The following is a 14,924-nucleotide window of genomic DNA, read 5'->3' as shown; positions in this document are numbered from 1 at the left end:
CATCGGCGATGAGCGGCTTCATCCGGGTGCGCGGCGCGCGCGAACACAATCTCCAGACCATCGACATCGATATCCCGCGCGACCGGCTGGTGGTGATCACCGGCCTGTCGGGCTCGGGCAAATCCTCGCTGGCGTTCGACACCATCTATGCCGAGGGCCAGCGCCGCTACGTCGAATCGCTGTCGGCCTATGCCCGCCAGTTCCTCGAACTGATGCAGAAGCCCGACGTCGAGAGCATCGAGGGCCTCAGCCCGGCGATCTCGATCGAGCAGAAAACGACGTCGCGCAACCCGCGCTCGACCGTCGGCACCGTCACCGAGATCTACGATTACATGCGCCTGTTGTGGGCCCGGGTCGGCGTGCCGCACTCGCCCGCCACCGGCCTGCCGATCGAAAGCCAGACCGTCAGCCAGATGGTCGATCGGGTCGAGGCGATGGACGAGGGCACCCGGCTCTATCTGCTGGCCCCGGTGGTGCGCGGCCGCAAGGGCGAATACCGCAAGGACCTGCAAGACCTCCAGAAGCGCGGCTTCCAGCGGGTCAAGGTCGATGGCACGCTGTACGAGATCGACGCGGTGCCGGCGCTCGACAAGAAGAAGAAGCACGACATCGAGGTGGTGGTCGATCGGCTGGTGGTGCGGCCGGGGATGGGCAACCGGCTGGCGGATTCGCTCGAAACCGCGCTGGCGCTGTCGGACGGGCTGTGCTTGGCCGAAAACGCCGAGACCGGCGAGCGCACCACCTTCTCCGCCAAGTTCGCCTGCCCGGTGTCCGGCTTCACCATCGAGGAGATCGAGCCCCGGCTGTTCTCGTTCAACAACCCGTTCGGCGCCTGCCCCTCCTGCGACGGGCTCGGGGTGCGGCTCTATTTCGATCCCGAGCTGGTGGTGCCCAACCCCGATCTGTCGCTGCGCGAGGGGGCGATCGCCCCCTGGGCCGCCGGGCCGACCGCGCGCTATTACCAACAGACCCTGCTCGGCCTCGCCACCCATTACCGCTTCAGCCTCGACGCGCCGTGGGCCAGCCTGCCCGAGCCGGCCAAGGCGGTGATCCTGCACGGTTCGGGCCGCGAGGAAATCAGCATCGATTACGAGGACGGCTTCCGCGACATCCATACCCGCAAGGCGTTCGAGGGGGTGATCCCCAACCTCGCCCGCCGCTACCGCGAGACGGATTCGGCCTGGATGCGCGAGGAACTGGCCCGGTTCCAGTCCAGCGCCCCGTGCGAGGCCTGCGGCGGCGCCCGCCTCAAGCCCGAGGCGCTGGCGGTCAAGATCCAGGGCCTGACCATCAGCCAGTCGGCCGAGATGTCGATCCTGGCCGCGCGCGACTGGTTCGGCGGGCTGGAACAGGCGCTGCGCCCCAAGGACCGCGAGATCGCCCGCCGCATCCTGCGCGAGATCAACGACCGGCTCGGCTTCCTGGTCGATGTCGGGCTCGATTACCTGACGCTGGCGCGCGGCTCGGGCTCGCTGTCGGGCGGCGAAAGCCAGCGCATCCGCCTCGCCAGCCAGATCGGCTCCGGCCTGACCGGGGTGCTGTACGTGCTCGACGAGCCGTCGATCGGGCTGCACCAGCGCGACAACGACCGCCTGCTCGCCACCCTCAAGCGGCTGCGCGACCTCGGCAACACCGTGATCGTGGTCGAGCATGACGAGGACGCCATCCGCACCGCCGACCATCTGATCGACATGGGGCCGGGCGCCGGGGTCCATGGCGGCCGGGTGGTCGCCGAGGGCACCCCCGCCGAGGTGATGGACCATCCCGACAGCCTGACCGGGGCCTATCTGACCGGCCGGCGGCAGGTGCCGTTGCCCCCCATCCGCCGCCCCGGCAGCGGCGCCCGCCTCGCCTTGATCGGCGCGCGCGGCAACAACCTCAAGGACGTCACCCTGTCGATCCCGCTCGGCACCCTGACCTGCGTCACCGGCGTGTCGGGCGGCGGCAAATCGACCCTGGTGATCGAAACCCTCTACAAGGCGCTGGCCCGCCGCCTGATGGGCGCGCGCGAACAGCCGGCCCCGTTCGACCGCATCGAGGGGGTCGAGCATCTCGACAAGATCATCGACATCGACCAGAGCCCGATCGGCCGGACCCCGCGTTCGAATCCAGCCACTTACGCCGGAGCCTTCACCCCGATTCGCGACTGGTTCGCCGAACTGCCCGAGGCCCGCGCCCGCGGCTACAAGCCCGGCCGCTTCTCGTTCAACGTCAAGGGCGGCCGCTGCGAGGCCTGCCAGGGCGACGGCGTCATCAAGATCGAGATGCACTTCCTGCCCGATGTTTACGTGCAATGTGATGTCTGCAAGGGCAAACGCTACAACCGCGAAACCCTGGAAATATCCTTCAAGGGCAAGACCATCGCCGACGTTCTTGATATGACGGTCGAGGAAGCGGCCACCTTCTTCGAGGCGGTGCCGGCGATCCGCGACCGGATGGTAACGCTGCAACGGGTCGGGCTCGGCTACATCCGCCTCGGCCAGCAGGCCACCACCCTGTCCGGCGGCGAGGCCCAGCGGGTCAAGCTGGCCAAGGAACTGGCCCGCCGCGCCACCGGGCGGACCCTCTACATCCTCGACGAACCGACCACCGGGCTGCATTTCGAGGATGTCCGCAAGCTGCTCGAAGTGCTCCAGGCCCTGGTCGAGGCCGGCAACACCATCGTCGTGATCGAGCATAATCTGGAGGTGATCAAGACCGCCGACTGGATCGTCGATCTCGGCCCCGAAGGCGGCGACGGCGGCGGCCGCATCGTCGCCGAAGGCACCCCGGAACAGGTCGCCGAGAATCCCGAGTCCCATACCGGGCGCTATCTCGGCCCGGTCCTGGCCCGGCATCACCCGAAGAAGTAAAAAGACGCGGGCTCTGCCCGCACCCGCCAAGGGCCGCAAGGCCCTTGGATCCCTTTCCTTGCCCTTCGCGCGGCAAACATCCGCGCCCAAGCTGAAAGGCCGGTCCGCGCCCGACCACCAATGGGTTCCAAGGGCCTTGCGGCCCTTGGCGGGTGTGGGCGGAGCCCACATCACATCGCCCCGGGGCGCGCGGGCACCTCCCTGCCCTTCTCCACCTCCGCGCGTCATAAATCTACCACATGCGTAGACTTATCCTATTGACACCGACTCGGTTTGGTGTGAAATTCCCGCCATCCCCTTTGCGGAGCAAGGAGCCCGAGGCAGATGTCCGTCAAAAGCAGCAATCCGGAAACCATCGTCCTGCATGCCGGCTATCGTGCCGACCCCACCACCGGCTCCGTCGCGGTCCCGATTCATCAGACCACCTCGTACCAGTTCCACAATGCCGAGCACGCCGCCAATCTGTTCGGGCTGAAGGAGCTGGGCAACATCTACACCCGCATCATGAACCCGACCACCGACGTGCTGGAGCAGCGTCTGGCCGCGCTGGAAGGCGGCGTGGCGGCGTTGGCGGTGTCGTCGGGTCAGGCGGCCAGCACCTTCTCGATCCTCAACGTCGCCCAGGCCGGAGACAATTTCGTCACCTCGACCGATCTGTATGGCGGCACCTGGAACCTGTTCGCCAACACCTTCAAGCAGTTCGGCATCGAGGCCCGCTTCGTCGATCCGACCGACCCCGAGGCCTTCGCCCGCGCCACCGACTCGAAGACCCGGGCGTGGTATGCCGAGACCCTGCCCAACCCCAAGCTCAACGTGTTCCCGATCGCCGAGGTCGCGGCGCTGGGTGACAAGCTGGGGGTGCCGCTGATCGTTGACAACACCGCCGCCCCGGTGATCGCCAAGCCGTTCGAGCAGGGCGCCCACATCGTGGTCTATTCGACCACCAAGTATATCGGCGGCCACGGCACCACCATCGGCGGCGCGATCATCGACAGCGGCAAGTTCGATTGGGAGAAGCACGCCGACCGCTTCCCGCTGCTGAACCAGCCCGATCCGTCCTATCATGGCGCGGTGTGGACCCAGGCGGTCAAGCCGCTCGGCCCGATCGCCTACATCCTGCGCGCCCGCGTCATCCTGCTGCGCGACATCGGCGCGGCGGTGACTCCGCTGGCGGCGTTCCAGACCATCCAGGGGCTGGAGACCCTGCCGCTGCGGATCCGCGAGCACAGCCGCAACGCCACCGCCGTTGCCCAGTATCTCGCCTCGCATCCCAAGGTCAGCCGGGTGATCCATCCCAGCCTCCAGACCGGCGAGCCCCGCCGCCGCGCCGACGCGGTGCTGAAGGGCGGCTTCTATGGCGGCCTGCTCGGCTTCGAGCTGAAGGACGGTGTGCTGGCCGGCCGCAACTTCATCGACAATCTGAAGCTGTTCTATCACGTCGCCAACATCGGCGACGCCCGTTCGCTGGCGATCCATCCCGCCAGCACCACCCATTCCCAGCTTTCGGGGGATGAGCAATTGGCGACTGGTGTGACGCCGGGCTATGTGAGATTGTCGATCGGTATCGAACATATCGACGACATCCTCGCCGATCTGAAGCAGGCTTTGGAGGCCATCTGAACCCGTGTCCACCATCCTTCCTCATGTCGAATTTCCTCTGACGCGACTGCGCCGCAACCGCCGGGACGATTGGTCCCGGCGGCTCTGTTCCGAACACAAGCTGTCGGTCGATGACCTGATTCTGCCGGTGTTCGTGGTCGAGGGCAGCAACGTCCGCCAGGAAATCCCCTCGATGCCGGGCGTCGCCCGGTTCTCGATCGACCTGCTGGTCGAGGAATGCCGTCGCATCGCCGATCTCGGCATCCCGGCGATCGCCCTGTTCCCCTCGGTCGATGATTCGCTCAAGACCGAGGACGCGCGCGAAGCCTACAACCCCAACAATCTGGTCTGCCGCACCGTCCGCGCGATCAAGCAGGCGCTGCCGAATCTCGGCGTGATCTGCGACGTCGCGCTCGATCCGTTCAACAGCAACGGTCAGGACGGGCTGGTGGTCGATGGCTATGTCATCAACGACCCGACCGTCGATGCCCTGCGCAAGATGGCGGTGGTCCAGGCCCAGGCCGGCTGTGACGCCGTCGCGCCGTCCGACATGATGGACGGCCGCATCCGCGCCATCCGCGAGGCGCTGGATGAGAAGGGGCTGATCGACACCCGCATCATCTCCTACGCCGCCAAGTACGCCTCGGCCTTCTACGGTCCGTTCCGCGACGCGGTCGGCTCGGGCGGGGCGCTGAAGGGCGACAAGAAGACCTATCAGATGGACCCCGCCAACTCGAACGAGGCGCTGCGCGAAATCGCCGCCGACCTGTCCGAGGGCGCCGACATGGTGATGGTCAAGCCCGGCCAGCCCTATCTCGACATCATCCGCCGGGTCAAGGACGCCTTTGGCGTGCCGACCCTGGCCTATCAGGTGTCGGGCGAGTACGCCATGCTGAAGGCCGCCGCCCTCAATGGCTGGCTCGACTGGGACAAGGTGGTGCTGGAAAGCCTGATCGGCTTCAAGCGCGCCGGGGCCGACGCGATCCTGACCTACACCGCGCCCGACGCCGCCCGCCTGCTCGCCCGCGGCCATCACTGAGCCGTAACGGCACGCGCCGCGACACGAGGCCGCCGCTCCCCGACCGGGGGGCGGCGGCCTTTCGTTTGCACGCGATAATTTGGTATCGCTCCACCCTCGAACCCGGCCGGGGCGAACCCTCGACCCAATTTTGTTTTTAAAACGAGGCGGGAATGGCGCCCCGTCTTTTGGGCTGTGCTATTCTGAAGGGAAGAACAGGCCGACAGCGCACGCCGGGGCGAGATGACGACACGGAAACACCTGCCACCTCCCACCAAATTCGGGCCCCACGGCGCGGCCCAGCCCAAAACCACCGGCCCCACCCTGGCCTACCATCGGCCGCCGCCGACCAAATTCGGCGCGGCCCCCCTCGCCGCCCTCCAGACCAGAACGGCCGCCGCACCGCCGCCCCCGCCGCCGCACCGGTTTCATGCCCCGGCGGCGGTAGCCCCCGCTTCCGCCGTCAGGCCTGGGCTGACGGTTCCGTCGGCGACGATCCAACGGATGGCCGTGGCCGACGATACGGAGGAACGGCTGGAAGACAAGGTGGTCAGGATCCTCGGGCGGCGGGGCATCCAGGTCAGCGCGGAGGAAGCGACTTTCTATGCGTTGGAGCTGACCAGAAATTCGGAAAACACCCTCATTCCGGTGCGGGGGCGCCACCGGGCCCTCAAGCTGAACCGTCTCGGAATTCTGTCGAGCGTCGCCTGGCGGCCCCCGTCGGATGCGTCACGGATGCGGGTATCGCCGTTCTTCGGGCCGGTCACCGAATCCGCCAGTTCCATGCTGACCGAAGGGCCCCGGCCGCTGACCGGCCTGATTACCCAGCAAGAAGCGACGATCGATTCGCGAACGCTGATGGATATCCCGCCCCGGCCCGGTCTGGCGGGGGTGATGGGCGGCAGCGCCGCGCTGTTGAGCGGCATCGCGAATTCCGAATGGCTGCATCTGGTTGCTCATTCCCTGGGGGGCGGCGATGTTCCGGCCAATCTGATGGCGGGGCCGCATTCGCTCAACACCGCCATGATCCCGTTCGAGCGGCTGGTCAGAACCGCCGTGCGGAAGGGATTGGCGCTCCGATATACCGTCACCTTCTTTTCCGACACTTTCGGCACGGTGTCCTATGTCCACCATGTCGAGATCAGCATCACCTTCCCAGACCACAGAACCGGCACCTGGACCCTGGAGGTCGATCAGGCGCATCCCGATGCCTTCATCAATGGGGGTGTCCTGGCCGAAATCGAGGCGGTCGCGGCACGGTTCTCGGCCTGACCTCCCCCACTCCCTCCCCCCGCCAGCGCCTCCGTCCATGAACCCGACCACACAGGCCCACCCCGATGGCGAATACACTCCATGCGTCGGTCCAGCTTGAAAGCGGCGCCGCCCTCCCCCATCTTCCTGCGCAGTGATTTAGGGCTTTAGTTATAGGGTTATTACCTTAGATTAAAACCCCTATGGGATCAATCCGGCGCGGGAGAGGTGGGGGATGATGATCAACAACCTGAAAATTCCGGCCAAGATCGGCCTCGCCTTCGCGCTGGTGCTGGTGGTGGTGCTGCTCAACAGCCTGATCAATCTGGCCGAGATGCGAGACATGAACCGGGCCGGCCGGGCCATCGCCCAGGATTGGCTGCCGAGCGTCCGCAGCCTGTCGCGGCTGGAAACGCTGCTGGTCGAGCATCGCCTCCGCGAACTGGCCCACATCACCGCCCAGACCCCGGAGGCGATGGCCGAGCAGGACGGCAAGGTCCGCGCCCAGCGCGAACAGATCGACACCGCGATCAAGACCTACCAGCCGTTGATCTCCTCGCCGGCCGAGCGCGAGGCGTTCGAGCGTTTCCTCAAGGACTGGACCGCCTACCTCGGTGCCAGCGATCAGGTGCTGGCGCTGTCGCGCCAGGACCGCAAGGCCGAGGCCCGCACCCTCCAGCTCGGCGACGGCCTCCGCTTCTATTATGACGCGCGCAAGGCGCTGACCCAGGGCATCGCCCTCAACGACCAGGGCGCGGCCCAGGCCAGCGAACGGATCGACGGCACCTATGCCGAGGCCCGCGCGGTGACCTTTGCCGCCCTGGCGGTGATCATGCTGCTGATCGTGGTGCTGGGGCTGGGGCTGCGCCAGCAGATCGCCAAACCGATCACCGCGATGACCGCGGCGATGCGCCGGCTGGCCGAGGGCGATCACGCCACCGCGATCCCGGCGCGCGACCGTGGCGACGAGATCGGGATGATGGCCGGCGCGGTCGAGGTGTTCCGCGACAACGGCCTGCGCGCCGAGCGGCTCGCCCGCGAACAGGCGGCCGAGCAGCAGGCGCGCGAGGCGCGCGGCCGCCAGATCGAGACGCTGGCCGGGTCGTTCGACCGCTCCATCGGCGGCATGCTCAAGGAACTGGCCAACGCCGCCGGGATGATGGAAACCACCGCCCAGGCGATGACCGCCAACGCCGACCGTTCCAACCAGCAGGCCGCGACCGTCGCCGCCGCCACCGAGGAGGCCTCGGCCAGCGTCGAGACCGTCGCCAGCGCCGCCGAGGAGCTGTCCGCCTCGATCGCCGAGATCGGCCGGCAGGTCGCGCAGTCGAACGCGGTGTCGCGCACCGCCCGCGAGGAGGCCGCCCGCACCAACACCACCGTCCAGGGGCTGGCGGAAAGCTCGGCCCGGATCGGCGCGGTGATCAGCCTGATCAACGACATCGCCAGCCAGACCAACCTGTTGGCCTTGAACGCCACCATCGAGGCGGCGCGGGCCGGCGACGCCGGCAAGGGCTTCGCCGTGGTCGCCAACGAGGTCAAGGGGCTGGCCAACCAGACCGCCCGCGCCACCGAGGAGATCACCGGCCAGATCGGCGCGGTGCAGACCGCCACCCAGGCCGCCGTCGCCGCGATCGGCGCGATCGTCACCCGCATCGAGGAAATCAACGAGATCGCCGGAGCGATTTCGGCCGCGATCGAGGAGCAGGCCGCCGCCACCGCCGAGATCGCCCGCAACGTCCAGCGCGCCGCCCAGGGCACCAACGAGGTCGCCGCCAATATCGGCGGGGTGTCGCAGGCGGCGGCGGAAACCGGCGAGGCCGCCGCCCAGGTGCTGCTGTCGGCCCGGACTCTGTCGCAGGATGCGGGGACGATGAAGGGGGTGATCGAACGCTTCCTCGGCGACGTCCGCGCCGCCTGATCCGCCCCCCCTTTCCCGCCGCCGGACCCAGGGCCGGCCCACCCCGAACGGGTGGGTCGGCCCTGTCTTTACGGGTGGCGGACGATCTTGTGCTGGACTTCCCCGAAGGGGGGGCGGAAGAATGGGGGCAAGGAAAAAAAGGGTTGGCTAACCCTACCCCCCACGTCAGGAAAGCAGCGGATCATGACCCACGCCTCCCCCGATTCGCCGGACTGGCTCGACGCCGCCCGGTTGCAGGATGCCCTCGACCGTCACCGGCGCGAGGATGCCGGCCGGATCGCCGAGATCCTGGCCAAGGCCCGCGAGCTGAAGGGGCTCGACGGCGACGAGGTGGCGGCGCTGGCGGCGCTCGACCGCCCCGACCTGCTGGCCGAGCTGTTCGCCACCGCCCGCGCGGTCAAGGAGGCGATCTACGGCCGCCGGATGGTGTTCTTCGCCCCGCTCTACATCAGCAATCTGTGCGGCAACGAGTGCCTCTACTGCGCCTTCCGCGCCAGCAACAACAGCGTGATCCGCCACACCCTCAATCAGGAGGAAATCGCCCGCGAGGTCGAGATCCTGATCGAGCAGGGCCACAAGCGGGTGCTGATGGTGGCGGGCGAATCCTATCGCGGCGGGTTCGAGTACGTGCTCGATTCGATCGCCACCATCTATTCGGTCAAGCGGGCCAACGGCGCGATCCGCCGGGTCAACGCCAACCTCGCCCCGCTGACCGTCGATCAGTTCCGCGCCCTGCACGGCGCCGGGATCGGCACCTACCAATTGTTCCAGGAAACCTATCACCGCGAGACCTACGCCGCCTGTCACCCGCGCGGTCAGAAGGCCGATTTCAACTGGCGGGTCACCGCCTTCGACCGGGCGATGGAGGCCGGGATCGACGATGTCGGCATGGGGGTGCTGTTCGGGCTGGCCGACTGGCGGTTCGAGGTGCTGGCCCTGATGAGCCACATCGCCCACCTGGAGGAGCGGTTCGGGGTCGGCTGTCACACCATCAGCGTGCCGAGGCTGGAGCCGGCGATCGGCTCGGCGATGGCCACCCACCCGCCGGTGCCGGTGTCCGACGCCGATTTCAAGAAGCTGGTGGCGATCCTCCGCCTTGCCGTGCCCTATACCGGCCTGATCATGTCCACCCGCGAAAGCGCGGCGATGCGGCGCGAGACCTATGCCCTTGGCGTGTCGCAGATCTCGGCCGGCTCGCGCACCAATCCGGGCGGCTATGCCGCCGCCGAGCAGTTCGAATCCAGCCAGTTCCAGTTGGGCGACCATCGCAGCCTGGAGGAAGTGGTGCAGGACATCGCCGCGATGGGATATATCCCATCGTTCTGCACCGCCTGTTACCGGGTCGGCCGCACCGGCGGCGATTTCATGGACCTCGCCAAGACCGGCGACATCAAGGCGAAATGCGCCCCCAACGCGGTCGGCACCTTCCTCGAATACCTGCTCGACTATGCCGGGCCCGACACCCTGGCCGAGGGCGAGCGGCGGATCGCCGCCGAGATCGCGGCGATGGCGCCGGAGGAGCAGCGGGTGGCGCGACGGCTGGCCGACATGGTCCGCGCCGGCAAGCGCGACGTGTTCTGCTGACCATGCCGTCACGGCTTGAGCGCGACCTACTCGGCGCGCGGGAGGTCCCCGCCGACGCGCTGTGGGGGATCCATACCCTGCGCGCGGTCGAGAACTTCCCGCTGTCGGGCCGCCCCCCCGCCCCTGCCCTGATCCGGGCGATGGCCCAGGTCAAGGCGGCGGCGGCGGCGACCAACCACGAACTCGGCTTCCTCGACCAGCGGCGGGCCGGGGCGATCCTCGCCGCCTGCGCCGAGATGGAGGGCGGCGACCTCGACCACGCCATCGTGGTCGATGCCCTCCAGGGCGGGGCCGGCACCTCGCTCAACATGAACGTCAACGAGGTGCTGGCCAACCGCGCCGAGGAAATCCTGGGCGGAAGGCGCGGCACCTATGCCGAGATCGACCCGCACGACCACCTCAACCTGCACCAATCGACCAACGACGTGTTCCCCACCGCGCTGCGGGTGGCGGCGATCACCCTGCTGAAGCGGCTGGAGCCGGCGATCGCCGAGCTTCAGACCGCGTTCCAGCGGCGCGAGGGGGCCTGGGCCGAGGTGGTCCGGCTCGGCCGCACCCAATTGCAGGACGCGGCGCCGATGACCCTGGCCGCCGCCGCCTCGGCCTGGGCCGAGGCGCTGTCGCGCGACCGCTGGCGGGTGTTCAAATGCGAGGAACGGCTGCGCGTCGTCAATCTCGGCGGCACCGCGATCGGCACCGGCCTGACCGCGCCGCGCGATTACATCTTCCGCGTGGTCGAGCGGCTGCGCGAGCGCACCGGCCTGCCGCTGGCCCGGGCCGAGAATCTGGTCGATGCCACCCAGAACGCCGACCCGCTGGTCGAGGTGTCGGGGATCCTCAAGGCCCACGCCGTCAGCCTGTTCAAGATCTCGTCCGACCTGCGCCTGCTCGCCTCCGGCCCGGCCGGCGGCATCGGCGAACTGATCCTGCCGCCGGTCCAGGCCGGCTCCAGCCTGATGCCGGGCAAGATCAACCCGGTGATCGCCGAGGCGGTCGGCCAGACCGCGCTGGCGGTGATCGGCCAGGACGCGATGGTCACGACCGCCGCGATGGCGGGCCAGCTCGAACTCAACGCCTTCCTGCCGCTGCTGGCCGACGCCCTGCTGACCAGCCTGTCGCTGCTGACCGCCGCCGACACCCTGTTCGCCCAACGCTGCGTCGAGGGAATCGAGCCCGACCGCGCCGCCTGCGCAGCCCACCTCGCCGCCTCGTGGGCGCCGGTCACCGCCCTGGTGCCGCGCCTCGGCCACGATCGCGCCGCCGCCCTCGCCGCCGAGGCCCGCGCCAGCGGCCGCCCGGTGATCGACCTCGCCGTCGAACAGGGCCTGATCGACCGCGCCGAGGCCGAACGCCTGCTCTCCCCCGCCGCCCTCGCCGCTCTCGGCTATCGTGGTTAAAAGGGGAAAACGCGCGGGCTCTGCCCGCACCCGCCAAGGGCCGCAAGGCCCTTGGAACCCATTGATTTCGCCAACCGTTTCCCGACAATTGATGGGATCCAAGGGCCTTGCGGCCCTTGGCGGGTGTGGGCGGAGCCCACGAAAAGGATAGACCCTCATGCAAGAGACCCCGCGTGGCCTGCGTCTGCATATCGGCCTGTTCGGCCGGCGCAATGTCGGCAAATCGAGTTTGATCAACGCCCTGACCGGGCAGGCGGTGTCGATCGTCTCCGACCAGCCCGGCACCACCACCGATCCGGTCGAGAAGCCGCTGGAGCTGGCGCCGATCGGGCCGGTGCTGTTCGTCGATACCGCCGGGATCGACGATGACGGCGCGCTGGGGCAGGCCCGGGTCCGCCGCACCGAGGCGGTGCTGGAGCGGGTCGATCTCGCTTTGCTGGTGCTGGGGCCGGAGGGAGTCAGCCGGTTCGAGACCGACCTCGCCGCCACCCTGCGCGATCGCGGCACGCCGATGCTGGTGGTCCGCAACAAGGCCGATCTGGCGGCGCCGCAGGCGGCGGCCGGGCTGGGGGCCGAGGCGCTGGCGGTGTCGGCGCTGACCGGGGCCGGAATAGACGAATTGCGGCAGGCGATCACCCGGCTTGCCCCGGCGGCGCGGCTGGAGGAGCCCCGCCTCGCCGGCGATCTGGTGCCGGCCGGCGAGCTGGCGGTGCTGGTGGTGCCGATCGACCTCGGCGCGCCCAAGGGGCGGCTGATCCTGCCCCAGGTCCAGGTGATCCGCGAGATGCTCGACAGCGACGCCCTGACCCTGGTGGTCAAGGAACGCGAGCTGAGCGGGGCGCTGGAGCGGCTGAAGACCCCGCCCCGGCTGGTGATCTGCGATTCCCAGGTGGTGCTGAAGGCCTGCGCCGACACCCCGCCCACGATCCCGCTGACCACCTTCTCGATCCTGATGGCCCGCTTCAAGGCCGACCTCGACCGCCTCGCCGCCGGGGCGGCGGCGATCCCCCGCCTCAAGCCCGGCGACCGGGTGCTGATCGGCGAGACCTGCGGCCATCATCCCCTCGCCGACGATATCGGCCGGGTCAAGATCCCGCGCTGGCTCAACCAATATGTCGGCGGCGGGATCAAGATCGAGGTGGCGGCGGGCAAGGATTTCCCCGACGACCTCAGCCCCTATGCGCTGATCATCCAGTGCGGCGGCTGCACCGTCACCCGCCGCGCCATGCTGGCCCGGCTCGACCGCGCCGGCCGCCAGGGGGTGCCGATGACCAATTACGGGGTGGCGATCTCGCTGCTGCAAGGGGTGCTGCCGCGCGCGCTGGGCTGCTTCCCCTCCGCCCTGGCCGCGTTCGAACGGGCCGCCGCGTCGTGACCGCGCTGCTGTCCCACCCCGAACGGGTCCGGCTGCTCGGCCTGACCGATCCCGCCGCGATCGAGGAGCTGCGCCGCGCCTCCTTCGACCGCACCACCGCCACGGTCGGCGACACCGTCCATTACCGGGGGCTGATCGAGCTGTCGAACCGCTGCGCGCTCGACTGCCTCTATTGCGGCATCCGTCGCTCCAACCGCGAACTGGTCCGCTACGGGCTCGACCGGGCCGAGGCGATCGAGGCGGCTTTGTTCTGCGCCGAGGCCGGCTATGGCTCCTGCGTGCTCCAGGCCGGCGAGCGGCGCGACGAGGCCTTCATCGCCTTCGTCGCCGATCTGGTCGCCGAGATCCGCGACCGCTCGCGCTCGGACCGCCTGCCCGACGGGCTCGGCATCACTTTGTCGCTGGGCGAGCAGAGCCTCGCCACCTATCGGCGCTGGCGCGCGGCCGGGGCCCATCGCTACCTGCTCAGGATCGAGACCAGCAATCCGGCGCTGTTCGCGACGATCCATCCGCCCGAACAGAGCTTCGCCAGCCGGCTCCAGGCGCTCGACGACCTGCGCGCGGCCGGGTTCCAGGTCGGCACCGGGGTGATGATCGGCCTGCCCGGCCAGACGCTGGACGACCTCGCCGCCGATATCGGCTTCTATGCCGAGCGCGACATCGACATGATCGGGATGGGGCCATACCTCCATTCCGCCGGCGGCGCCTTGCCGGAACAGGCGATGATGGCGCGCGACGCGCTGCTGACCCTGGCGCTCAACATGATCGCGGTGACGCGGCTGAGCCTGCCCGACCTCAACATCGCCGCCACCACCGCGTTGCAGGCGCTGGTCGAGGACGGACGCGAACGCGGCATCCGCTTCGGCGCCAACGTCACCATGCCCAACGCCACCCCGCGCCGGGTGCGGCCGCAATATCAGTTGTATGATGGCAAGCCCTGCCTGGACGAAGGCAGCCTGGAATGCCGCGGCTGCCTCGAACGCCGCGTCACCACCGCCGGCCGGCGGGTGGGATGGGACCAATGGGGCGATTCACCGCACGCCCGGCGGCGGCGGGGGTAAGGCCGGGCTGCCGCCCCCGCCACCCTGCCTGGAGAGCACGCGCCCAACACCCCTTATCCTTTTCCCGCCAGAGCCAGGGCCTCGGCGGCAAGGGCGGTGGTCAGCGCCGACGAGCCCCAGAAATTCAGCGCGCCGAACGCCCCGATCGCCGGCCACGCCCCGTCCGCGCCCTGCCCGGCCAGCAGCCGTTCCACCAGATCCGCGCGCGCGGGTCCACCCAGTCGCCGCAGGGCGGCCAGTTGGAACGCCTGATCGAGCGCGGTGGCGCCCGGCCGCGATCGGCTCAGGCCCGCCACCGCCCGCGGATTGGCCGCCACCACCGACCGGCGGGCGGCGGGGGGCAGGCGGGCGAGGAAATAGGGAAAGGTGAAGGGGGATTCGTAATGCAGGGTCGCGGCGTCCTCCCGCCACAGCCCCCAGGCGATCCGCAGCACCCCCAGATCGGGGCGCCGGCCGCAGCGGCACAGATAATTGACCACGTTGGCCTGGACGCAGGGGTCGAATTCGTTTTGTGCCGAAGCGGGCCGCACCCACACCGGGTACCGGCCGTCCGCTCCGACCAGGCCCTCCAGCAGCGCGGCCACCGCCGCCGGGTCGAACGAAGCCGGCCGGTGGCGCAGCAGGACCGTGTGCAGCAGGGCGATGTCGTCCAGGTCGGGGTCGATGCCGTGCCGGAAGAAGCGGAACAGGCCGTCGGCCGGGCGCCAGGACAGAATGTTGCCCACGGCGCCGGCGATGACACCGGCGATGGCGGGCGTCTCGGCGTGGACCTCCAGCGCGCCGGCCACCATGCCGGTCACAAAGGGCGATTCCACCGGCTGGGGCGCGGTCATGGCCGGGCTGTAGGACCAACCCGTCGGGAACGA

The 14,924-nt window shown here is 69.1% G+C and carries 10 protein-coding genes; 9 read left to right on the top strand and 1 reads right to left on the bottom strand.

Annotated features, from left to right (window positions below):
* Positions 1-8: 8 nt before the first annotated feature.
* The 9 genes from uvrA (at position 9) to hydE (ending at position 14,058) form a co-directional block, all read left to right on the top strand.
* The gene (uvrA, locus tag ACFSNB_RS03325; RefSeq protein WP_377314486.1) at positions 9-2,852 is read left to right on the top strand and encodes an excinuclease ABC subunit UvrA; all 2,844 of its coding nucleotides are present in this window, start codon (positions 9-11) and stop codon (positions 2,850-2,852) included.
* 324 nt (positions 2,853-3,176) lie between these two features.
* Entirely contained in the window at positions 3,177-4,472 is a 1,296-nt protein-coding gene (locus ACFSNB_RS03320) for an O-acetylhomoserine aminocarboxypropyltransferase/cysteine synthase family protein (RefSeq protein WP_377314485.1), read from the top strand.
* A gap of 4 nt (positions 4,473-4,476) precedes the next feature.
* The gene (gene hemB, locus ACFSNB_RS03315; RefSeq protein ID WP_377314484.1) at positions 4,477-5,490 is read left to right on the top strand and encodes a porphobilinogen synthase; all 1,014 of its coding nucleotides are present in this window, start codon (positions 4,477-4,479) and stop codon (positions 5,488-5,490) included.
* Between the two features lie 483 nt (positions 5,491-5,973).
* Positions 5,974-6,741 carry a hypothetical protein gene (locus ACFSNB_RS03310; RefSeq protein WP_377314483.1) on the top strand — a complete coding sequence of 256 codons (768 nt, stop codon included), beginning with the start codon at positions 5,974-5,976 and terminating at the stop codon, positions 6,739-6,741.
* 214 nt (positions 6,742-6,955) lie between these two features.
* On the top strand, positions 6,956-8,641 hold the full coding sequence (locus ACFSNB_RS03305; protein WP_377314481.1) for a methyl-accepting chemotaxis protein: 1,686 nt from the start codon (positions 6,956-6,958) through the stop codon (positions 8,639-8,641).
* Positions 8,642-8,824: 183 nt separating this feature from the next.
* Positions 8,825-10,225, top strand: coding sequence for a [FeFe] hydrogenase H-cluster radical SAM maturase HydG (gene hydG / locus ACFSNB_RS03300; protein WP_377314480.1), 1,401 nt, complete (start codon positions 8,825-8,827; stop codon positions 10,223-10,225).
* A 2-nt stretch (positions 10,226-10,227) separates the two neighbouring features.
* Entirely contained in the window at positions 10,228-11,622 is a 1,395-nt protein-coding gene (locus ACFSNB_RS03295; protein WP_377314478.1) for an aspartate ammonia-lyase, read from the top strand.
* 157 nt (positions 11,623-11,779) lie between these two features.
* Entirely contained in the window at positions 11,780-12,997 is a 1,218-nt protein-coding gene (gene hydF / locus ACFSNB_RS03290) for a [FeFe] hydrogenase H-cluster maturation GTPase HydF (protein WP_377314477.1), read from the top strand.
* Positions 12,994-14,058, top strand: coding sequence for a [FeFe] hydrogenase H-cluster radical SAM maturase HydE (gene hydE, locus ACFSNB_RS03285; protein WP_377314475.1), 1,065 nt, complete (start codon positions 12,994-12,996; stop codon positions 14,056-14,058). Before hydF ends, hydE begins: the two co-directional genes overlap by 4 nt.
* Positions 14,059-14,111: 53 nt before the next feature.
* On the opposite strand, the gene ACFSNB_RS03280 is transcribed toward hydE, so the two are convergent.
* Positions 14,112-14,873, bottom strand: a complete 762-nt coding sequence (locus ACFSNB_RS03280; protein WP_377314473.1) for a hypothetical protein — start codon at positions 14,871-14,873, stop codon at positions 14,112-14,114.
* Between the last annotated feature and the right edge of the window lie 51 nt (positions 14,874-14,924).

Source organism: Phaeospirillum tilakii (assembly GCF_042683125.1).
In the GTDB taxonomy this organism is placed as follows: Bacteria; Pseudomonadota; Alphaproteobacteria; order Rhodospirillales; family Magnetospirillaceae; genus Phaeospirillum; species Phaeospirillum tilakii.
This window is presented reverse-complemented; position numbering and strand designations above follow the sequence as displayed.